Origin of the sequence: Shewanella phaeophyticola, assembly GCF_025398315.1 — a bacterium.
GTDB lineage: Bacteria > Pseudomonadota > Gammaproteobacteria > Enterobacterales > Shewanellaceae > Shewanella > Shewanella phaeophyticola.
Genome location: NZ_JAODOQ010000001.1, coordinates 4,313,406 through 4,335,781 on the forward strand (window position 1 = coordinate 4,313,406; position 22,376 = coordinate 4,335,781).

Here is a 22,376-nt window from a genome sequence, read left to right on the forward strand (position 1 = left end):
TTACGCTTTTTAGACATCAACACTAACAACATCATAAGCCTATTAAGCGAGTAGGGCGTAAATATGTTAATTGTTAATGCCATAGATTTTCAGTAACTAGTATTTATTTACCAAACGCGAGCAACCAAACCTTTAAGGTAATACCCCTCAGGGAATGCGCTGCTTATTGGGTGATCGCTTGCTTGATGCATACGTTCAACAAATTGCACTTCTCGTTTGGCATCTAATGCTGCATCAGCAACGACTTTCTGGAATAACTCTGACTGCATTAAGCCTGAACATGAGAAGGTGAGCAGTATGCCGCCTGGATTAAGTAACTGCATGGCAATCATATTGATGTCTTTGTAGCCACGACATGCACCATCTAACTGTGATTTATTATCCGCAAATTTAGGTGGGTCGAGTACGATAACATCAAAGGTTTTACCTTCATCGCGGTAATGGCGCAGTAGCTTAAATACATCAGCTTCGTTGTAATTTACATGGTCATCATTAAGGTTGTTAATGGCCATGTTGTCACGCGCAGTTTGTAGCGCTAAACCTGACACATCAACGTTTTCAATGCTGGCTGCCCCCGCTTTAGCTGCATACAAACCAAAGGTACCCGTGTAGCAAAAACAGTTCAACACCGATTTACCTTTAACGAAACGAGCCGCCATAGCGCGGTTGTCACGTTGGTCTAAATAAAAACCGGTTTTATGGCCTTTTACTACATCGACTGCGATTTTAATGCCGTTTTCTTCAATGATGACTGGCATTGGTGGTAGTTCACCGTGTAGTAGCCCCATTACTGGTGCTAAGCCTTCTTTTTTACGAGAATCGACATCTGAGCGTTCATACACGGCGCAATCTGGATATTGCTGCACAAGTTGCTCAACAATAGTGTCGCGCCACTTTTCTGCGCCGGTACTGAGTAGCTGGCATACAAGCACATTGGCATAGCGGTCAATGGTGATACCGGGTAGCCCATCTGACTCAGCAGCAATTAAGCGGTATCCCGTTAGGCTCTGTTCAATAATCAGATCATCACGTCCAGCTTGAGCGCGTTTAATGCGTCTTGCAAAAAAGTCGCTATCAATTTGTTCTTGTTTATCGAAGGTCCATACCCTGACTTGAATTTGCGACTCGGGCGACCAGGCTCCGCGTCCTAACCATCGTCCATCGTGTGCCACTACATCAACGGTATCTCCTGCTTGAGGTTTACCACCATTAACATTATGTATGCCGTTGGAAAAGACCCAAGGGTGACGACGATCGAGTGAGCGTTCGCGACCGGGTTTAAGTTTAATTCTGATAGCCATGGGTGTTGCCTAATGTCGATAAAAAGTGAATAACGTTTTCGCAATGCCACTCATCTTTGTCTTTGTGACGCATGATGAAATAAGCCTATTGCGACGAGTGCAGATCATAGCGTGTTTTGGGGTTAAAAACCTGACAAATCATCATTAATAAGTGGAGTTTTTTGTTGTGGTTATGGTTTTATTCCCAATCAAAGCGAAATACGTATCTTCAGGTTGATTGGGCATTGTTGCGGTTATTTGAGTTTTAGTTTGGCTAATCCTGACAGATATCAGTTTATTCATTTTATGTGATATAGGCCTTGTAAGCTAAATGGTAATAATTTGCATTAACATAAACGTTATGTATAATCCCCATAAAATTTACACTGCTTTACATAAATTTACGATATTATTCACATTGACTTATCAGGATAAAAAATGAAAAAAACGTTAATTGCGGCCACTTTATTAAGCCTGTTTTCTAGCCAATACGCTACGGCATCTGACGAAACAACCGAATTACGCCAAATCATTGAACAGCAACAAAAAGTGTTGAAAGATCTTGAAAAGCGCCTTGAACAAACTGAAAAACGCGTAGAAACCACAGCTGATGTTGTCGAGTCTACCGCGTCTAGCAAGTCTGCTACCACTATTGGTGGCTATGGTGAATTGCACTATAACAACATTACTGATAACAAAACCGGTACCGATAAAAAAGAATTCGACTTTCACCGCTTTGTATTATTTGTTGGCCATGAGTTTAATAGCACAACCCGTTTTTTCTCTGAGCTAGAAGTTGAACATTCATTAGCGGGTGAAGGTAAAAAAGGTGAAGTTGAGTTAGAGCAAGCTTATATTGAGCATGACTTTAATGAGATGTTCACAGGTAAAGCGGGTCTATTTTTAATGCCAGTGGGTATTATCAACGAAACTCATGAGCCGAATACGTTTTATGGTGTTGAGCGTAACCCAGTTGAAAAAGACATTATCCCTGCAACATGGTGGGAAGCTGGTTTAACGCTTAATGTGAAAGCCGCTCCTGGTTTAGCGTTTGATACAGCCGTAACCTCTGGTTTGTATTTAGACCAAAGCTCGGGTTATAAAATCCGTAATGGTCGTCAAAAAGTGTCTGAAGCCAAAGGTGAAGATTTAGCCTACACCGGCCGTGTTAAGTACACTGCCGTACCTGGTTTAGAGCTAGCGGCTACTGTGCAATACCAATCAGATTTAACTCAAGGTGAAGCGGGTGTTGATACTGCCTCTGCAACCTTATTAACGGCACATGCTATTTACAGCATCGAAAACTTTACCGTTAAAGCATTATTTGCACAGTGGGATATCGATGGTCAAGAAGCTGAAGCATTAGGCCGCGATAAGCAAAATGGTTTCTATATTGAACCTGCTTACCGCATTAACGATCAGTTTGGTGTATTTGCGCGATACAACGAATGGGACAACAATGCAGGTAACAGTGCAGAAACCAAGAAAAAGCAAACTAACCTAGGTGTGAACTACTGGTTACACGAAAACGTAGTCTTTAAAGCTGACTTTGAAAAAATCACTGGTGCAGCAGATTCAGACGGCTTTAACCTAGGTGTTGGTTATCAGTTCTAAATACTGATAAGTGTTAACGCCATTTATCGGTAAAATCGATTATCGATAATAATTTGGGTGCCAGCAGTGTATATTGTCGGCACCCTTATTTTTAATTGTTTATGGATGGTATGCGCTAATGTTTCGTTTCGCTTTAGTCTTTTTAATACTGTTATTTTTAGGGTATCTTCCAACGCACAAAGCACACGCTGCCTCTCAATATCAGTCAAATGATGCATTTATAAGCCAGGCATTTAACGGCAATAGTGGTGAGGCTAAGGTGTTATGGCTCGACGATGATTTAAAGCAAGCGGTAGAGGCTATTTTGGCGCATCGATTTAATAAAATGCGCGTACGCTATTGGTTGCACAATAATGAAACCGTGTGGATTATGGATGAAATTGGTAAAGAATCGCCGATTACAGTTGGTATTCACGTAAAAGATCAGCAAATTGCTCAAACCAAAGTATTGGTGTACCGAGAAAGCCGTGGTGATGAAGTTCGCCATGATTTTTTTACCGATCAATTTAAAGCGGCCAAGTTAACTGAACAACATCAACTCGATAAACACATTGACGGTATCACAGGGGCAACCTTGTCGGTAAGAGCATTAACAAAACTGTCGCGTATTGCGCTGTTGCTTGATGCCCATATTAATCAATAAGCCATGTTAAGCAGGTTAGCGTGACAACTCCCTATCGAAAAAACACACTCCGCATCAGATTTTTACGTATGCTTCGTCCCTGGCATCGCCGCTTAGGCTTGGCGAGTGCATTATTTATTTTATTGTTAACGTTAACGGGTGTGGCGATTAATCACAGTGACGACCTGGGGTTAGATAAAACGGGAGTGACTCAGGCATGGTTACTGGATTATTACGGCATTGCTGCTCCTAATCATGTTGCTCAATTTGGTCACGGCTCTTCCGCTTTATACATTACCGACAACTTATTGTGGCAAAACCAACAAATGATTTTAGAAGCGGCCGACACACTGATCTGCGCCGCTTACGCCAGTAATATGCTGGTAGCAATTGATGCCCAACAGTTATATTTATTTGATAAGCACGGCCAATTACAAGAAACCCAAAATACCAGTACAGGTCTTCCGCCTGGGTTATTCGCGCTGGCCATAATTGATGACCGGGTATGGCTAAATACAGAAAATGGAGTATTTAAAGCCGACGAACAACTCATTGAATGGCAAGAAGTTAGCGCATTGACAACGCCTGTTATCTGGTTGAATAAAAGCGATACTTTGGATACCGATATCATTAATCTGGCTCGTAGTGCTAACTTGAGCTGGCAACGGGTGATGCTTGATTTGCACAGCGGACGCCTGTTTGGTCATTTAACGATATGGCTGTGGGACTTGTTTGCCCTAGCACTATTGATGGTATCGTTGAGCGGTTTTTGGATTTGGTTAAAACAAAAAACGCCAAGATAAGCTAGTTTATTCTACGGTTTAGCGTTCAAACTGATCAACCGTATCACTGAGCTTATCGGCTAAGTTGCTCAACTTGTTGCCTGCCATACTAATTTGCTCATTTCCTTCAGATACTGTTTCACCCAATAGTCTGAAATCCAGGACTTTACGTTTAACGGTATTAGCTTGTTGCTGTGAGGCCTGTGCAAGCATGGCGGCTTCTTGGCTAACCGTTGCCAATGACAAAATGGTTTGTCTGCTTTGCTCTAAAGTAATGACCAACTGTTTAGCAAGCTCTACCGATTCCTGAGCCTTTTGTTGATTTGATGACATATTACCCACGGCGGATTGAATTGAGTCAACAATATTGGCCAGCATGGTGTTAATTTCTACCGTTGATTGGTGCGTGCGTATCGCTAATGTTCTAATTTCATCAGCGACTACCGCAAACCCTCTACCTGATTCACCCGCGCGAGCAGCTTCAATGGCAGCATTTAATGCCAACAGGTTAGTTTGTGATGCAATTTCAGCAATGGTTTTTACTACATTCGACACTTGTTTACCTGAGTTTTGCAAAGTCAGTAACATGCTGGCGGTCGTTTCAATATCATCCGCTAATTCGTCAATACTATTGGCCGTGTGTTGTACTTCTTGTTGCCCTACCGCCATACTTTGTGCACCTTGTTGTGCTGAATTCGATGCGCTTTGAGAATGCTCAACGCTTTGTTCCATGTGTTGTTCTAGCTGCGACATTACTTCAACTAAGCTCACAATAGAGTGTTGTAACTCATCAACTGATGCCGACGATGTGTCAGTTGTGTGGCTTAAGTGCGCCACGGTTTGGCTGATACTGGCAATGGCATCATAAACATCGTTCATGCCAAGGCGAAATACATTAATTAACCGATTTACGCTGGTGGCCACATTCCCTATCTCAACAATGCATTCGTCTGACAATGTAGTTGTTAAGTTGCGGTTTTGGGCTATGCGAGTGAGGTCATTTGACAGTTGCTGTATCGGGTTAGCAATTTGTTTTTGCGCCGCTAAATAAGCACCCATTGCGACTAATACCATAAGGCCAACCAGTACGTAAATCAGCAAGGTGTTATCGCCTAGTTCGGTCTGGATATTGATGGCGTTTTGGCTGGCTTGCGTTGAAATATCCTGTGCTAGATTGTCGAGTCTATTCGTTAATTCATTGGCACTATTATTGAGTAAGTTCAATTGTTCACGAGCTTTATCCCAGTCAACTGAGGATTGACTCATGGTCGCTTCTAATGCTGATAGCGCGGTATAAAGCGCATCAATTTGTGGCATTAGTTGTGTTGAAATCACAGAGTTTAGTTGTTGGTACTGCTGGTTAAGTTTTTCCGAAAGTGCGTTTTTTTGTTGGCTAAACTCACTAACATTAATTGTTGTACCGTAAAGAGAATACCCAATTAGCACTAACTCTTTGGCATGGCTTTGTACGTTGGTAATGCTTTTTAGCGCAGGTAATGTGCCATCCACAAATCCGGCCACTTCGTGTTTAACTGTTTGGTTACTGCTACTGAGTAAGCCTGCGGCAATCAAGGTCATCATTACCGTGGCCGCATAACCTAACAAAATACGAGCTTTTATGGTGTTAAACGCTTCAAGCATTGGGAGATACCTTAGATTTATAGGAAGATAAGGGATAAGACCTGACAAGTGAGATTTTATGTTCAGTTGATGATCAAGTGTAGATTGTTTTATTAAAAAATGTATCGGCAGCTTTAATGGCTTCTTTAAAATATATACATCACTTACTCGATGCTTTCTATTATGCTTGTAAACTGAGGGTATATTTCGGATAGGTGAGGAGTGAATCTATATGGCGAAATGTAATGAGCCTTGGTATGTCAGATAAAGCACTGTTTCGATAACTGCACTCGAGTGTAAGATTTTGGTTTTCAAACATAACTATGGCCATGATGCAATTAAGCCAAGATTGAGTATAGTTTGTTGTATCGAGACCTATGGGTAACACTTTTACAGTGATTAAAGTCGATAAGTTGTCACTGATACCTATGCGAGTAGCAAGCGTATTACAAGCGTTATGCTCATTTAGCCTAGCGGTTAGTGACATCATGGTTATCAGTTAACCATGATGTGACTAGCTAGCAAGCTGAGCCGACTCAGTTGATATTTCTACTGAGTGAGCCTGTTTAGACTCAATGTTCTTCCATACTTTGTCATGGAAATAAAACACCACGGTATTCACAGCTGGTTCTAATAAGGCAATTGCACCACCGATAACAATGCTACCCGTTAATAAATAGGTAATCGTAAATGCGACACTGAAGTGTAAAATAGCAAAGCTAATAGTCTTTTTCATAATTAATTCCCCCTGTTGATTTATTTAAATGATAACAGTTCTCATTATCATGTAAAGAGGGTTAACTCGATTGTTTCAAATGATAATTTCGATTAGGCTTGTTTTTTTAATCGTAAAACAATAAAAACCCTTAAAAAGAGCCTTTATTGTTAATGAGATAGCAGTGTTCTAAGGTCTGTTGATTAGTTAAGTTTTAGTAGTGCCAAGGAAAACGTGAAAAATCCTGGTCGCGCTTTTCTAAAAATGCATCACGTCCTTCCCGCGCTTCCTCGCTTGCATAAGCTAAACGTGTTGCTTCTCCCGCAAATAACTGCTGACCCACTAAACCATCGTCTGTCATATTGAAGCCATACTTAAGCATGCGCATTGCGGTAGGCGATTTTGAGTTAATTTCTTTGGCCCAAGCTAATGCTTCTGCTTCAAGTTCTGCATGTGGAATTGCACGGTTAACCATGCCCATATTAAAGGCTTCTTCGGCGGTGTAATTAAAACCAAGGAAGAAGATTTCACGGGCACGCTTTTGGCCTATCATTTTCGCTAGGTAGGCGCTGCCGTATCCAGAGTCAAAACTGCCAACATCAGGGTCGGTTTGTTTAAATACCGCATGCTCTTTAGACGCTAACGTTAAATCACACACTACATGCAAGCTGTGACCACCACCAACAGCCCAACCAGGCACAACCGCAATCACCACTTTAGGCATAAAGCGAATAAGTCGTTGTACTTCTAAAATATGCAGACGACCCATGCGGGCAACATCGGGTTGGCCTTCTTCTGCGCCTTCGTATTTGTAGCCATCTTTGCCGCGAATACGCTGATCGCCGCCGGCACAAAATGAATGCTGACCTTTTGCGGAAGAGCCGTTTCCGGTTAGTAGCACGCAACCCACATCAGACCATTGTCTGGCATGGTCTAACGCAATAAAAAGTTCGTCTACCGTTTTTGGGCGAAATGAGTTTAAACAGTCAGGCCGATTAATCGCAATACGGACAGTGCCTTGTGATTTGGCTCGATGATAAGTGATATCAGTAAAATTGAACCCATCGACAACATCCCATAAGGCTGGGTCAAAGATGTCAGATACCGATTCTGTGTGTGATTGCGTCATAAAAAAGCCTAACCCCTATTGTAAATTCTACATAAAGGCTAGGCTTATTTGTTACTTAGGTCAATCTGTTAGCATAAAACCGTTAACTCACTCAGGTATCAAATTTTATCGCAAATAAATTGCAAGTTTTCTTTGGAAAATACCGGATGACGTGCACTACTATTGCAATATTGAGTTTTAAACTCAGTAATAGACTCATTACTGGCAAACACGCTATCTAACTCACGGTTCTCTTGGGTTGATAACCGTTCTCGAATTTCTGCTTTAACTTGTGGTATATGCTTGTCTATTTTGATGATTTTAGTACCCGTCATAGAATCAAGCTTATTGTCAGCCTTAGTAAACATACTTTTTATGTCGTTAATTGGCTTATCAAGCTTGTCAGTTTCAGTCGCGAAGTAATATACAACCCCCGCGATTATTGCTAAACCTATCCAGCCTCTCATCTTTTTATCCAATAATGTGTTATTACCTATATAATAAGCTAGTTGTCGTTCAATATTAAAGCAGTAAGGCTGTAAAATGACGAAAGAATCTAACCCCAAGGATTTCGCTAAACACCAACGTATCAAAATCCATCAACCAGATGCCAGTAAAGCAGACCGTTTCAATCCGCGCAACCGTATTTACGTTCGTGCAATTGATGGTTTATGGACTAAGTTACGTCGCCAAATGGGGTGGGTAGCAATGTCTTTCTTCTTATTACTACCATGGTTACCTTGGGGGGATCGTCAAGCTGTATGGTTTGACCTAGCACAACAAAAGTTTCACGTATTCGGCTTAACTATTTGGCCACAAGACCTAACATTACTGGCCGCTTTATTTACCATTGCCGCTTTTGGGCTGTTTTTTGTGACGACATACCTTGGCCGGGTATGGTGTGGATATACTTGTCCGCAAACCGTGTGGACCTTTATCTTTATATGGTTTGAAGAAAAGTTCGAAGGTGCGCGTAATAAACGTATTAAGCTTGACCAAATGCCATGGAGCTTTAACAAGTTATGGCGTAAAACGGCAAAGCATACATCGTGGCTCCTCGTCTCACTCATTACCGCCACTACCTTCGTATCTTATTTTATCCCTAGTCGTGAGCTTTATATCGACTTTATTACCCTCAATGCCAGCGGTGCTATCTATTTCTGGATTATCTTCTTTACGATTGCCACATACGGCAATGCAGGGTGGATGCGAGAAATCATGTGTATTCACATGTGTCCTTATGCACGCTTCCAGGCTGCAATGTTTGACAAGAATACTTACATAGTGGGTTACGACTCGGCGCGAGGTGAAACTCGTGCATTCACGTACCCGAAAGCAAGATCCAAAAGAAATGGGATTAGGTGACTGCATAGATTGTGACTTGTGTGTGCAGGTATGCCCAACAGGGATCGATATCCGTAACGGCTTGCAATATGAATGTATTAACTGTGGAGCCTGTATTGATGCTTGTGATAATACAATGGAGCGTATGGGGTATGACAAAGGATTAATTAGCTACACCACCGAAAACAAACTTGAAGGTGTACAACAAAAAGTATTACGTCCAAAGCTAATTGGTTATGGAGTGGTATTAACAGTAATGGTGATGTTATTCATTTATGCTAGTGCCACTATCGCACCTGTTAGAATGGATGTCATCCGCGATCGTAATTCGTTATTCAGAGAAAACAACCAAGGTAATACCGAAAATACATTCACATTAAAAATCCTCAATAAAACTGAGCAACCGCAGGAATATCAATTAAGTGTTGAAGGCTTGCCTAATGCACAATGGATAGAGCCAAAGAATGTCTCTATTGAGGCGGGTGAAGTTCTAACATTACCGGTGAGTATTGCAGTAGACCCAATTGAACTGAAAAGAACTATTACCAAAATAGATATTAAAATTACCGCAGAAATTGATGGCAATCCAGTAGAGATAAAACAAGAAACTCGATTCTTTGGTGGTTAAAACCGAGTAAAATAGCCAAAAAAGGGACGATTAGTCCCTTTTTTGTTCTTTTCGATTGAAAAAACACCTCTCAGTCATGTTTTTGCAATATTTCTGCTTTTTACGCTTGCACAAAAATTTAAGCTCCCTATAATGCGCAACCACTGACACGGCAGACGTCGCTGGCAGGTTGTAAGGTTCAAATTGAAACTTACAACAGCGAAAAGAAAGTTTGAAAAAACACTTGACGCCAACACGGGAAAGCGTAAAATACGCCTCCCAAGCCAACGACCTAGCGTCTAACGGCGGTGCATGAAATAAGGCATCAACGCTCTTTAACAATCAAAACAAGAAATCTGTGTGGACATTCACAGGTATTGAGTTATTCGAAATTGTCTTCTTGTTCTTCGGAATGTAGGCAATCAAAAAATTTAAACTCAATGTTTTTCTCTTAAGTGAGAATGATGAATGTTCATAGCAATATGTACAAAAGACTTGTTTCACTTCGGTGAGATAAGCAATCAGAATTCATTGAGCCGAGACTTTGTCTCGAAAAAACTTTAATTGAAGAGTTTGATCATGGCTCAGATTGAACGCTGGCGGCAGGCCTAACACATGCAAGTCGAGCGGTAACAGAAAGTAAGCTTGCTTACTTTGCTGACGAGCGGCGGACGGGTGAGTAATGCCTAGGGATCTGCCCAGTCGAGGGGGATAACAGTTGGAAACGACTGCTAATACCGCATACGCCCTACGGGGGAAAGGAGGGACCTTCGAGCCTTTCGCGATTGGATGAACCTAGGTGGGATTAGCTAGTTGGTGAGGTAATGGCTCACCAAGGCGACGATCCCTAGCTGTTCTGAGAGGATGATCAGCCACACTGGGACTGAGACACGGCACCAGACTCCTACGGGAGGCAGCAGTGGGGAATATTGCACAATGGGGGAAACCCTGATGCAGCCATGCCGCGTGTGTGAAGAAGGCCTTCGGGTTGTAAAGCACTTTCAGTAAGGAGGAAAGGTTAACGATTAATACTCGTTAGCTGTGACGTTACTTACAGAAGAAGGACCGGCTAACTCCGTGCCAGCAGCCGCGGTAATACGGAGGATTCGAGCGTTAATCGGAATTACTGGGCGTAAAGCGTGCGCAGGCGGTTTGTTAAGCCAGATGTGAAATCCCCGGGCTCAACCTGGGAATTGCATTTGGAACTGGCGAACTAGAGTCTTGTAGAGGGGGGTAGAATTCCAGGTGTAGCGGTGAAATGCGTAGAGATCTGGAGGAATACCGGTGGCGAAGGCGGTCCCCTGGACAAAGACTGACGCTCATGCACGAAAGCGTGGGGAGCAAACAGGATTAGATACCCTGGTAGTCCACGCCGTAAACGATGTCTACTCGGAGTTTGGTGCCTTGAGCACTGGGCTCTCAAGCTAACGCATTAAGTAGACCGCCTGGGGAGTACGGCCGCAAGGTTAAAACTCAAATGAATTGACGGGGGCCCGCACAAGCGGTGGAGCATGTGGTTTAATTCGATGCAACGCGAAGAACCTTACCTACTCTTGACATCTAGAGAAGCCGGAAGAGATTCTGGTGTGCCTTCGGGAACTCTAAGACAGGTGCTGCATGGCTGTCGTCAGCTCGTGTTGTGAAATGTTGGGTTAAGTCCCGCAACGAGCGCAACCCCTATCCTTATTTGCCAGCACGTAATGGTGGGAACTCTAGGGAGACTGCCGGTGATAAACCGGAGGAAGGTGGGGACGACGTCAAGTCATCATGGCTCTTACGAGTAGGGCTACACACGTGCTACAATGGCGTATACAGAGGGTTGCAAAGCCGCGAGGTGGAGCTAATCTCACAAAGTACGTCGTAGTCCGGATTGGAGTCTGCAACTCGACTCCATGAAGTCGGAATCGCTAGTAATCGTAGATCAGAATGCTACGGTGAATACGTTCCCGAGCCTTGTACACACCGCCCGTCACACCATGGGAGTGGGCTGCAAAAGAAGTGGGTAGTTTAACCTTCGGGAGAACGCTCACCACTTTGTGGTTCATGACTGGGGTGAAGTCGTAACAAGGTAGCCCTAGGGGAACCTGGGGCTGGATCACCTCCTTACCTATACGACTAGCTCGATACTTGGTAGGCAATAAACTGCATCCGTGCGTTTATTGCACACGGCACATCCATGTGCTTGAGTGTTCACACAGATTGCTTGTTAACTTCTTCGGAAGTAGAGCGAAAATGCCCCGCGAGCCGGTAAGCATTGTTCTTTAACAATTTGGAAAGCTGATAGTACTAACTAAAAGGCGCATAAATGACGATTCGTTGTTGTTTGTGTGATTAGGTTAGTGCGAAAAACGTTAATGCGAAAGCATTAACACTTGAGTTCTCAAAACACTGTTTAAGTGTCTTGAATATTCTAAAAACTAAGGCGATTTCGTGTGCGAAAGTGCATGAATTATCAAAGTAAAAACCAGCTGGTCATGATATGACCCAGAGTTCACATAAGTGAAACTCATTTGGGTTGTATGGTTAAGTGACCAAGCGTATACGGTGGATGCCTTGGCAGTCAGAGGCGATGAAGGACGTAGTAACTTGCGAAAAGCGTTGGCGAGCTAGTAACAAGCATTTGAGCTAACGATGTCCGAATGGGGAAACCCACTCACATAAGTGAGTATCTGCACATGAATACATAGTGTGTAGAGGCAAACCCGGGGAACTGAAACATCTAAGTACCCGGAGGAAAAGAAATCAACCGAGATTCCCCTAGTAGCGGCGAGCGAACGGGGATTAGCCCTTAAGTCAGTGGGGTGTTAGTGGAATGTGTTGGAAAGCACAGCGGCACAGGGTGATAGCCCCGTACACGAAAACTAACCATTGATGAAAACGAGTAAGGCGGGACACGTGACATCCTGTTTGAATATGGGGGACCATCCTCCAAGGCTAAATACTCCTGACTGACCGATAGTGAACCAGTACCGTGAGGGAAAGGCGAAAAGAACCCCTGTGAGGGGAGTGAAATAGAACCTGAAACCGTATACGTACAAGCAGTGGGAGCGGTTCTTGAGACCGTGACTGCGTACCTTTTGTATAATGGGTCAGCGACTTACATTTTGTAGCGAGGTTAAGCGAATAGCGGAGCCGTAGGGAAACCGAGTGTTAACTGCGCGTTTAGTTGCAAGGTGTAGACCCGAAACCCGGTGATCTAGCCATGGGCAGGTTGAAGGTTGAGTAACATCAACTGGAGGATCGAACCGACTTATGTTGAAAAATGAGCGGATGACTTGTGGCTGGGGGTGAAAGGCCAATCAAACCGGGAGATATCTGGTTCTCCTCGAAAGCTATTTAGGTAGCGCCTCGTACGAACACCATTGGGGGTAGAGCACTGTTAAGGCTAGGGGGTCATCCCGACTTACCAACCCTTTGCAAACTCCGAATACCAATGAGTGCTATACGGGAGACAGACGGCGGGTGCTAACGTCCGTCGTCAAAAGGGAAACAACCCAGACCGTCAGCTAAGGTCCCAAAGTGTATGTTAAGTGGGAAACGATGTGGGAAGGCTTAGACAGCTAGGATGTTGGCTTAGAAGCAGCCATCATTTAAAGAAAGCGTAATAGCTCACTAGTCGAGTCGGCCTGCGCGGAAGATGTAACGGGGCTAAACATACCACCGAAGCTACGGGTGCATTTCATTAGAGATGCGCGGTAGAGGAGCGTTCTGTAAGCGGTTGAAGGTGAAGGGGTAACCCACACTGGACGTATCAGAAGTGCGAATGCTGACATGAGTAACGATAAAGGGAGTGAAAAACTCCCTCGCCGAAAGACCAAGGGTTCCTGTCCAACGTTAATCGGGGCAGGGTGAGTCGACCCCTAAGGTGAGGCCGAAAGGCGTAATCGATGGGAAACAGATTAATATTTCTGTACTTCTGCTAACTGCGATGGAGAGACGGAGAAGGCTAGGCTAGCGCGGCGTTGGTAGTCCGCGTTTAAGGTGGTAGGCTGATTTCTTAGGCAAATCCGGGAAATCTTAAGGCCGAGAGCTGATGACGAGTCACTAAGGTGATGAAGTAGTTGATGCCATGCTTCCAGGAAAATCTTCTAAGCTTCAGGTTAGTAGAAATCGTACCCCAAACCGACACAGGTGGTCGGGTAGAGAATACCAAGGCGCTTGAGAGAACTCGGCTGAAGGAACTAGGCAAAATGGTACCGTAACTTCGGGAGAAGGTACGCTCCTGACGGTGATGAGACTTGCTCTCTAAGCTGTTGGGAGTCGCAGATACCAGGTGGCTGCAACTGTTTATCAAAAACACAGTACTGTGCAAAATCGCAAGATGACGTATACGGTATGACGCCTGCCCGGTGCCGGAAGGTTAATTGATTGGGTTATCCGTAAGGAGAAGCTCATGATCGAAGCCCCGGTAAACGGCGGCCGTAACTATAACGATCCTAAGGTAGCGAAATTCCTTGTCGGGTAAGTTCCGACCTGCACGAATGGCGTAATGATGGCCACGCTGTCTCCAGCCGAGACTCAGTGAAGTTGAAATTGCGGTGAAGATGCCGTATACCCGCGGCTAGACGGAAAGACCCCGTGAACCTTTACTATAGCTTGGCACTGAACATTGAACCTACATGTGTAGGATAGGTGGGAGACTTTGAAGCATGAACGCTAGTTTGTGTGGAGTCAATCTTGAAATACCACCCTTGTAGTTTTGATGTTCTAACCGCGGCCCCTTATCGGGGTTCGGGACAGTGCCTGGTGGGTAGTTTGACTGGGGCGGTCTCCTCCCAAAGAGTAACGGAGGAGCACGAAGGTTGGCTAAGTACGGTCGGACATCGTACGGTTAGTGCAATGGCATAAGCCAGCTTAACTGCGAGACATACACGTCGAGCAGGTACGAAAGTAGGTCATAGTGATCCGGTGGTTCTGAATGGAAGAGCCATCGCTCAACGGATAAAAGGTACTCCGGGGATAACAGGCTGATACCGCCCAAGAGTTCATATCGACGGCGGTGTTTGGCACCTCGATGTCGGCTCATCACATCCTGGGGCTGAAGTCGGTCCCAAGGGTATGGCTGTTCGCCATTTAAAGTGGTACGCGAGCTGGGTTCAGAACGTCGTGAGACAGTTCGTATCCCTATCTGCCGTGGGCGTTGGATGATTGAAGGGGGCTGCTCCTAGTACGAGAGTGACCGGAGTGGACGAACCGCTGGTGTTCGGGTTGTTATGCCAATAGCATTGCCCGGTAGCTACGTTCGGGATCGATAACCGCTGAAAGCATCTAAGCGGGAAGCGAGCCCTAAGATGAGTCATCCCTAGAGCTTTAAGCTCTCTAAAGGCCGTAGGAGACTACTACGTTGATAGGCAAGGTGTGTAAGCGTTGTGAGGCGTTGAGCTAACTTGTACTAATGACCCGTGAGGCTTAACCATACAACCCAGATGGGTTTTACTGATACGAACTTAGTATTAGAATAGAGCACTTAAATGGTGTGAGAATACTCAATAAAATTAGCTTTCCGAATTATTATTTAATGCCAAGGCGTTAAATAAACAATTTTGTCTGGAAACCATAGAGCTGTGATTCCACCTGATCCCATTCCGAACTCAGAAGTGAAACACAGTATCGCCGATGGTAGTGTGGGGTCTCCCCATGTGAGAGTAGGTCATTTCCAGACGCCTAATTACCTCGATATGAGATGCTCGAAAGAGCAAGTCTCCTAGTGATGACACACTAGCGACTTAAAAAGCATTTAGCATCCTGCGTAAGCAACTTGCTAAAGGAGCGGTAGTTCAGTTGGTTAGAATACCGGCCTGTCACGCCGGGGGTCGCGGGTTCGAGTCCCGTCCGCTCCGCCAACTTTAGATGAAGGCCTTTGCAGCAATGCAAAGGCCTTTTTCGTATTTAACACGGGCGAAAGACTAAAGATAGAGCGGTAGTTCAGTTGGTAGTTTAGTTGGTTAAGGTTTTTTATTAGAGATACCGGCCTGTCACGCCGGGGGTCGCGGGTTCGAGTCCCGTCCGCTCCGCCAACTTTAGATGAAGGCCTTTGCAGTAATGCAAAGGCCTTTTTCGTATTAAAATTTTAAAACCCAATCTACGTGGAAATGTAGTTTGCTGCACTATATATGTATCGCAGGCGGTTTGTCATACTTCACCTCCCGCGACTACTTGTATCAGCTTAAGTAATGACAAAAAAGCCTCGTCATAGGCGAGGCTCTTCGTTGTAGAGAACTTGATATCAATTATTCAGCTGATCTCGGTATGGAATACTACTTTGTGCTCCATGACGAGTAACCGCAATTGATGAGGCTTTATTAGCAAAAGTTACCGCTTCTTGCAGACTTTTACCTTCATCTAATGCCACCATCAGTGCACCATTAAATGTATCTCCCGCCGCGACAGTATCGATAGCATTAACTATTGGTGCTGGTATCAGCTTTCCTTTACCTTGTTCACTAACATAAGCACCTTTGCTACCTAGGGTGATAACAACTTTATTGATACCTTGTTGATGAAAATAATCAGCAGCTTTTGAGGCACTTAATTGATCGCTGACCTCTACGCCCGTTAATGCAAATGCTTCTGTTTCATTTGGTGTGATAATGTCGACTAAGCTAAGTATTTCTTTACTTAACATAGCTGCTGGCGCAGGGTTGAGTAGGCTGATGCATTGATGTTGTCTTGCAAGTTGTAATGCTGCTTTAACACTTTCTAACGACGTTTCTAGTTGGATTAGCATGTAATTTGCTTGAGCAAACTTAGCTTGCTGTTGTTGAAAATGCACTGCCGATAGGTAGGCATTAGCACCGGGAACTACACCAATGCTATTTTCACCTTGTTGATTAACAAAAATCATCGCAGTCCCAGTACTTTGATCCGCGATTTGGTAGCATCCTTCAAGTTCGATACCATCAGCAGCCCAAGCATTACGCATCATGGCCGCGTTACCGTCATCACCGAGTGCTGTTATAAAACTGATAGTCTGCTTTGCATTTCGTAAGCGAGCAGCCGCGACAGCTTGATTTGCGCCTTTACCACCGAGTTCAAGGCGATATTTTTGGCTAATTAAGGTTTCTCCGGCTTTGGGAAGAACATCAAAAGTCAGGACATGATCGGCATTGGCGCTACCGACTACTAATAAAGTGCTCATGCTTTTCCTTTATTGTCATGTAGATATCAACCTACATGACATTTTGGGGTTAGTAATCGTTTAGGCGGTCTACGATAAAGTCGACAAACCCTTGACGGTTTATATCAAACAAGACTTTGGTATTGTGCGGATTTCCAGTTAGTTGATATCGGTCTACAACCGTCATTCCTTGAGTGTGCTCACCTTTTGTTTCAACGCCAACCCAACAATCTACAGTGGTAAATAATGATGGATTCAGCAGCCAGGCAATGGTGCACGGGTCATGCAGTGGTGCGCCAGTAAAGCCCCATTTAGGATCACGGTGATAAATCATAAAGAAGTCGAGCAGCTCGGCAACACATTGAGCAACAGGGTTGCTAATGGCTCTTATACGTTCTATGTCTTCATCCATAATCTGTGCTTCATGAGTAACATCAAGTCCACACATCACGATTGGAATGCCTGATTTAAACACCATGTCAGCCGCTTCTGGGTCGACAAAAATATTGAATTCAGCTGCAGGGATCCAGTTGCCAACACCAGCCGCACCACCCATCAGTACGATGCTATCAATATTATGATGCAGCTCTGGGTGTGTTGCTAAAAACAGTGCAATATTGGTTAAAGTGCCTGTTGGAACAAGGGTTACAGGTTTAGGGCAATTTTTGACTTTTTCAGCCATTAATTCAATTGCTGTTTGGCTGACTGGATTAAATGCAGGATCAGGTAGTTTAGGCTCATCAAGACCCGTTTCACCGTGGACGTTATCTGCAATAATTAATTCGCGCGCTAAAGGTTTAGGTGCACCGGCGGCCACGGGTATATCATGTCGGCCTAATAAGGTAAGCACGCGTAAGGCATTGTTTAATGTTTTATCTGGTGTTTGATTACCCGCACTGGTTGTTACTGCAAGGACATCAAGCTTGTCTGAACTTAATGCTAAAATGAGTGAGATGGCATCATCATGGCCAGGATCACAATCGAGAATGACAGGACGTTTCATAGGTGATTTCCTTATTCAATAAGAGGGATAATGTACCATTATGACGGAGGTCGATTTAATGCTTAATAACTGAAAATGTGATCTGATATACGCCGATATAATGGGGACTAAAAAAGCATCGCAGCTAATTTGCCTTAGTTGGGTTGCCGTTTCAATTATTGATTTGATGAATAATGTAATTAAACGTGTTTCTATGATGCTGTTTTTAAATATAATAAGCTGTTATAACCCGCGGAGTAAGTTATGGATTGTCGTTTAGGTTGTGGTGCTTGCTGCATTGCGCCTTCAATCACGAGCCCGATCCCTGGTATGCCAAATGGTAAACCAGCGGGTGTGCGTTGTGCGCAGCTAAATGACGACAATTTATGTAAGATTTTTGGTCTGCCTGAACGACCAGATGTGTGTGCTGAATTTACTGCCAATATTGATGTTTGCGGCACAACAAATGAGCAAGCTTTATGGTTGATCACTGATTTAGAGTCTTCAACATGTTAATCTGCGGCAAATATTTACTTTGGATACTTTAGATTATGCAACTGACTCGATATACAGACTTTGGTATTCGTATTTTAATGTACCTTGCTGTGCAACCAGAGCGCGAAAACTTGTTTCGCATTGCAGAGGTAACGAGTGTATTCGACTTGTCGTCTAATCATGTCGCTAAAATTGTTCATCAATTGGGGCGATTGGGTTACTTACAAACAATACGCGGTAAAAGTGGTGGATTTAAATTGGCTAAAACGGCTAGTGAGCTCAACTTAGGCCAGTTAGTGCGTGACCTAGAGCATTCACTTGCCCCCATTGATTGTGAATCTCCTTATTGTCGTTTTACCCCGGTTTGTAAACTGAGGGGGGTTTTAGCGCAAGCGGTTGCGGCGTATTTAGCCATATTAGATCAGTATACTTTAGCTGATATCGTGACCAACAAAGACGACCTATTAGCGTCTTTACCTGATTTATCTATTTCAGTGTTGCAGTTGGATTAGCCTGACTTGTGGTGGCAATGTTGATGTCATCAAATAACTGCGATGTTTGAACTAACACAATGCCGTTGGCTTCTAAACGGGTTAGGTTTGCTCGTAAAAACTGAATCGTTTCAGGATAAGGATGGGCAATAGCCACTAATTTACCTTGCTGTTTAGTTCGCTCAATTATCTGGTTAAATTGTTTCTCTAACCCTCGCTGACTCACGTCATTATCTAAAAATACATGCCTTCTTAACAACGGAACCCCAAGTTGATTAGCGGTATCGCTCGCCTTAGTGTATTTGGTTGTCACACTGTCGACAAAAAACAATTGTTGCTGCTTTAAGCTCTGCATAACCCAAAGCATGGGGTCGTCCATTTGGGTTAACAGGCTACCCATATGGTTATTTGCCCCTTTGGCAAAAGGGATACTTTTAAAGGCGGCTTGTAACTGTTGTTTTATTTGGGTTTCGCTCATGTCGTTAGTTAATCCGCCATGGCCTAAGGCTTTACCGTTTAATGCCTGCATGGGCAGATGCAACATGATTTCGTGGCCTTTTTCATGGCCATCATTAGCCAGTTTTTGGCCGAGTGGGGTATGAGGTAATACTGACAAGGTAATATTGGCAGGCAGTGTTAATGCTGCTTCGTCAGTGAGTCTATAACCAATATCGTCGATGATAATGGCTAGTTTGGCAGCATTTGCGGGTAATAAACCGCATAAGTAAATGAAGAAAATTAATAGAATTCGCACAAGTTTAGCTTATCTTTTTAAGAGGTATTGTTGTTAATATCATGCTAACAAACCGATTATAGGCATATTTGATAGGCTTGATACAGCGCTATTTAGACGAAAACGTCGTGAACAGTATCATTAGCGACAATAATAAGCAGGATCGACCGCTTTACCTTTATTACGGATTTCAAAGTACAGTCCGGGTTCGCTTTGCCCACCAGAGCTACCCACTAAAGCAATTGAGTCGCCACTTTTGACCATATCGCCAGGTTGCTTTAATAATGTTTGTGCGTGACCATAAAGGCTCATGTAACCCTTACCATGATCTATCACCAACACCATACCAAAGCCTCGTAGCCAGTCGGCATAAATGACTTTGCCAGACGCCACAGCATGAATATTTTGCCCTTCAGGTGCCGACAAAACGCTACCTTTCCAGACTATTTGCCCTGAACGGCTACTGCCAAAGCGTTTGTTCATACGGCCTTTAGTTGGCCATTTCAACTTACCCCGTTGATTGGCTAAGCCGTCCATTGTTGGATTAGCTTGAGCGGTTACCATGGCTTGCTGAATAATGCGCTTTAAACTGGCCTCTTCAATTTGTAACTGCTCGAGCTCTGCACCTTTACTCGATAAGGTACGCTGTAATTGAGTGAGGGTTTGCTTTCGTTGATCTTGTTCTTTAGATAACAGCTGTGCCTGCTTTTTTTGTTCAAGCACTAATGCATTGAGTTTTTGCTGCGAAGTTACTTGTTGTTGCTTCACTTTATCTAAATCAATGCTGGTTTGCTTTAACTGTTTAATTGCTTTAATGCGGGCGTTATTTAAAAATTGATAATACGCAAGCATGCGCTCAACAGTGGCTGGGTTTTGCTGATTAAGCATCATTTTGGTGTAGTCATGATTACCGGCAAGGTAGGCACTAGATAGTTGTTTTGATAATGTTTTTTGCTGACTACTTTTGAGGCTGGCGAGTTCGATCTGTTGCTTGTCCAATTCGCGTAATTTAGCATTGACCGCTGATAGTGAGGCTTGAGATTGATTCACTTTTTGAGCTGCTTTGGCAATGGCTTGCTCGTCACTTTTTAATAAATTAATCAGCTTTTCGCGTTGTTTAGCGGTATCTTTAAGTGAGTTTTGTTGTTGGTTTATTTGCGATTGAATAGATTTTAATGCCGATTGACGAGAAGCCAAATCAGCACTGTTTGCCATAAATGAAAGGATTAGAAAGCCAGCAATTATGCTGGCTTTAACAAATAAACGAGTTATCACGAGTTAATGTTTACTCTTTAAGGTCAATAATACAGTGCCCGCTCATTTCTTCCGGGATGCTTTGACTCATTAAGGTTAACATAGTTGGCGCGATATCGCTCAAGCGTCCACCATCTTTTATTGTGGCATCACGACCAACATAAACGAACGGTACCAAGTTACTGGTGTGCGCAGTAAATGCTTGTCCATTAGAAGGATCTTTCATTTTTTCGGCATTACCATGATCAGCTGTAATCAAGCATTCGCCATCAACTTTAGCTAATGCTTCAACGACACGACCAATACAAGCATCAACAGCTTCACAGGCTTTAACCGCAGCATCAAAATTACCCGTATGACCAACCATATCGCCATTAGGATAGTTACAAATAATCACATCGTATTTGCTTGATTCAATTGCGGCAACGAGCTTGTCGGTCAGCTCTGTTGAGCTCATTTCAGGCTGTAAATCATATGTAGCCACTTTAGGTGATTGGATTAAAATCCGATCTTCGCCTTTAAATGGTTGCTCTTTGCCACCGTTAAAAAAGAACGTCACGTGAGCGTACTTTTCTGTTTCAGAAATACGTAGCTGAGTTTTACCCTGGTTTTGCAGGGTTTCACCAAGGGTATTCACTAGGTCTTCTGACGGATAAGCCACTGCTGCGTTAATGTCGGCAGCGTACTCAGTTAGCATCACAAAATTGACTTTTGGGGTTTTATTACGAACAAAACCATCAAAGTCAGGGTTGACGAAACAGCGGGTAATTTGACGGGCGCGGTCGGCACGGAAATTCATAAAAATAAGTGCATCGTTGTCGTTTAATTCAGCGACTTGACCTTGGTCATCAGTAATGGTCGATGCCGCGACAAATTCATCGTTTTCGTCACGAGCATAAGCCGCTTCTAAGGCTTCAGGGGCACTGCTGTAACTAAACTTGCTTTTGCCTTCACTGATTAATTCGTAGGCTTGAGACACTCTATCCCAGCGGTTATCTCGATCCATCGCAAAGTAACGGCCAATGATTGATGCCGTGCGTCCATGGCCTAATGATGCAAACAGTTTATCAAAATGCACTAAGCTATTTTGGGCACTGCGTGGCGGTGTGTCGCGACCATCTAAAAATGCATGTAAATACACTTTAGTTGCGCCACGCTCAACAGCCATACGGCACATGGCTTCAATGTGCTCTTCGTGGCTGTGTACGCCACCAGGAGACAATAGCCCCATGATGTGAACCGCCCCATTGGCTGCTATAGCCTTGTCTACCGCTTCACAAAGCGCTTGGTTTTTTTCAAACTCATGGTCAGCAATCGCTTTGCTGACACGGGTCAGTTCTTGATAAACAATACGGCCTGAACCGATATTGATATGGCCAACTTCAGAGTTACCCATTTGACCGTCTGGTAAACCAACATCGATACCAGAACCTGAAATTAAGCTGTGAGGATATTGCGCATTTAGCTTATCTAACACAGGGGTGTTTGCATGGAAAACCGCATTGTCTTGCGGATCTTCACTGTAACCCCAGCCATCGAGGATAAGTAATGCTAAAGGACGTTTTTGGGTCATTTGCAAGTACCTTTTAAGTTAAAAATAGAAGTGCTATAA

The 22,376-nt window shown here is 43.8% G+C and carries 16 protein-coding genes, 1 tRNA gene, 3 rRNA genes and 1 pseudogene; 11 read left to right on the plus strand and 10 right to left on the minus strand.

The genetic code is table 11. The features are described 5' to 3' along the window. Window positions 1-107: 107 nt before the first annotated feature. Entirely contained in the window at window positions 108-1,301 is a 1,194-nt protein-coding gene (locus N4T56_RS20050; protein ID WP_261734419.1) for a class I SAM-dependent rRNA methyltransferase, read from the minus strand. Between the two features lie 417 nt (window positions 1,302-1,718). On the opposite strand from N4T56_RS20050, the gene N4T56_RS20055 reads away from it, so the two are divergent. The 3 genes from N4T56_RS20055 to N4T56_RS20065 all read left to right on the plus strand — a co-directional run bounded on the left by N4T56_RS20055 (window position 1,719) and on the right by N4T56_RS20065 (window position 4,319). Continuing rightward, a complete protein-coding gene (locus N4T56_RS20055) occupies window positions 1,719-2,894 on the plus strand; it encodes a porin (RefSeq protein ID WP_261734420.1) in 1,176 nt (391 codons plus the stop codon). A gap of 118 nt (window positions 2,895-3,012) precedes the next feature. Continuing rightward, window positions 3,013-3,537 (plus strand): FMN-binding protein, encoded by a 525-nt coding sequence (locus N4T56_RS20060; RefSeq protein ID WP_261734421.1) that lies wholly within the window; start codon window positions 3,013-3,015, stop codon window positions 3,535-3,537. Window positions 3,538-3,605: 68 nt separating this feature from the next. After that, entirely contained in the window at window positions 3,606-4,319 is a 714-nt protein-coding gene (locus N4T56_RS20065; RefSeq protein ID WP_261734422.1) for a PepSY-associated TM helix domain-containing protein, read from the plus strand. A gap of 18 nt (window positions 4,320-4,337) precedes the next feature. On the opposite strand, the gene N4T56_RS20070 is transcribed toward N4T56_RS20065, so the two are convergent. Beyond that, the gene (locus N4T56_RS20070) at window positions 4,338-5,939 is read right to left on the minus strand and encodes a methyl-accepting chemotaxis protein (protein ID WP_261734423.1); all 1,602 of its coding nucleotides are present in this window, start codon (window positions 5,937-5,939) and stop codon (window positions 4,338-4,340) included. 356 nt (window positions 5,940-6,295) lie between these two features. Here N4T56_RS20070 and N4T56_RS20075 point away from each other — a divergent pair, with 356 nt between their 5' ends. Continuing rightward, window positions 6,296-6,421 carry a hypothetical protein gene (locus N4T56_RS20075; protein WP_261734424.1) on the plus strand — a complete coding sequence of 42 codons (126 nt, stop codon included), beginning with the start codon at window positions 6,296-6,298 and terminating at the stop codon, window positions 6,419-6,421. Window positions 6,422-6,432: 11 nt separating this feature from the next. Here N4T56_RS20075 and N4T56_RS20080 read toward each other — a convergent pair whose 3' ends face one another. The 3 genes from N4T56_RS20080 to N4T56_RS20090 all read right to left on the minus strand — a co-directional run bounded on the left by N4T56_RS20080 (window position 6,433) and on the right by N4T56_RS20090 (window position 8,208). Then, window positions 6,433-6,654 carry a DUF2061 domain-containing protein gene (locus N4T56_RS20080; RefSeq protein WP_188923274.1) on the minus strand — a complete coding sequence of 74 codons (222 nt, stop codon included), beginning with the start codon at window positions 6,652-6,654 and terminating at the stop codon, window positions 6,433-6,435. A gap of 193 nt (window positions 6,655-6,847) precedes the next feature. Further along, window positions 6,848-7,762, minus strand: coding sequence for a 1,4-dihydroxy-2-naphthoyl-CoA synthase (locus tag N4T56_RS20085; RefSeq protein WP_261734425.1), 915 nt, complete (start codon window positions 7,760-7,762; stop codon window positions 6,848-6,850). A 98-nt stretch (window positions 7,763-7,860) separates the two neighbouring features. Beyond that, window positions 7,861-8,208, minus strand: a complete 348-nt coding sequence (locus N4T56_RS20090; RefSeq protein ID WP_261734426.1) for a hypothetical protein — start codon at window positions 8,206-8,208, stop codon at window positions 7,861-7,863. Between the two features lie 76 nt (window positions 8,209-8,284). Between N4T56_RS20090 and ccoG the strand changes: the two are divergent. From ccoG to N4T56_RS20115, 5 genes and pseudogenes are all read left to right on the plus strand, one after another. Then, window positions 8,285-9,713 (plus strand): annotated as a pseudogene (ccoG, locus tag N4T56_RS20095) (cytochrome c oxidase accessory protein CcoG). A 540-nt stretch (window positions 9,714-10,253) separates the two neighbouring features. Continuing rightward, window positions 10,254-11,798, plus strand: a 16S ribosomal RNA gene (locus tag N4T56_RS20100). 415 nt (window positions 11,799-12,213) lie between these two features. Further along, window positions 12,214-15,109: ribosomal RNA gene (locus N4T56_RS20105) — 23S ribosomal RNA — on the plus strand. 129 nt (window positions 15,110-15,238) lie between these two features. Then, window positions 15,239-15,354, plus strand: a 5S ribosomal RNA gene (rrf, locus tag N4T56_RS20110). The 16S, 23S and 5S rRNA genes sit together here with 1 tRNA gene alongside, the layout of an rRNA operon. 104 nt (window positions 15,355-15,458) lie before the next feature. After that, window positions 15,459-15,535 (plus strand) — tRNA-Asp (locus N4T56_RS20115). 383 nt (window positions 15,536-15,918) lie between these two features. Here the strand turns inward: N4T56_RS20115 and rbsK are convergent. Continuing rightward, on the minus strand, window positions 15,919-16,830 hold the full coding sequence (gene rbsK / locus N4T56_RS20120; RefSeq protein ID WP_261734427.1) for a ribokinase: 912 nt from the start codon (window positions 16,828-16,830) through the stop codon (window positions 15,919-15,921). A 49-nt stretch (window positions 16,831-16,879) separates the two neighbouring features. Further along, complete coding sequence (gene rihA, locus N4T56_RS20125; RefSeq protein ID WP_261734428.1) at window positions 16,880-17,812, minus strand: pyrimidine-specific ribonucleoside hydrolase RihA; 933 nt, start codon at window positions 17,810-17,812, stop codon at window positions 16,880-16,882. Window positions 17,813-18,055: 243 nt separating this feature from the next. On the opposite strand from rihA, the gene N4T56_RS20130 reads away from it, so the two are divergent. Together N4T56_RS20130 and N4T56_RS20135 are read left to right on the plus strand one after the other, a co-directional pair. Then, a complete protein-coding gene (locus N4T56_RS20130) occupies window positions 18,056-18,307 on the plus strand; it encodes a YkgJ family cysteine cluster protein (RefSeq protein WP_261734429.1) in 252 nt (83 codons plus the stop codon). A gap of 35 nt (window positions 18,308-18,342) precedes the next feature. Continuing rightward, entirely contained in the window at window positions 18,343-18,798 is a 456-nt protein-coding gene (locus N4T56_RS20135) for an Rrf2 family transcriptional regulator (RefSeq protein ID WP_261734430.1), read from the plus strand. On the opposite strand, the gene N4T56_RS20140 is transcribed toward N4T56_RS20135, so the two are convergent. The 3 genes from N4T56_RS20140 to gpmM all read right to left on the minus strand — a co-directional run bounded on the left by N4T56_RS20140 (window position 18,773) and on the right by gpmM (window position 22,337). Then, the gene (locus N4T56_RS20140; protein WP_261734431.1) at window positions 18,773-19,531 is read right to left on the minus strand and encodes a divergent polysaccharide deacetylase family protein; all 759 of its coding nucleotides are present in this window, start codon (window positions 19,529-19,531) and stop codon (window positions 18,773-18,775) included. The two genes, N4T56_RS20135 and N4T56_RS20140, sit on opposite strands and share 26 nt — an antisense overlap. Window positions 19,532-19,651: 120 nt before the next feature. Beyond that, window positions 19,652-20,785, minus strand: a complete 1,134-nt coding sequence (locus N4T56_RS20145) for a murein hydrolase activator EnvC family protein (RefSeq protein WP_261734432.1) — start codon at window positions 20,783-20,785, stop codon at window positions 19,652-19,654. Between the two features lie 10 nt (window positions 20,786-20,795). Continuing rightward, a complete protein-coding gene (gene gpmM, locus N4T56_RS20150; RefSeq protein ID WP_261734433.1) occupies window positions 20,796-22,337 on the minus strand; it encodes a 2,3-bisphosphoglycerate-independent phosphoglycerate mutase in 1,542 nt (513 codons plus the stop codon). Window positions 22,338-22,376 lie beyond the last annotated feature (39 nt).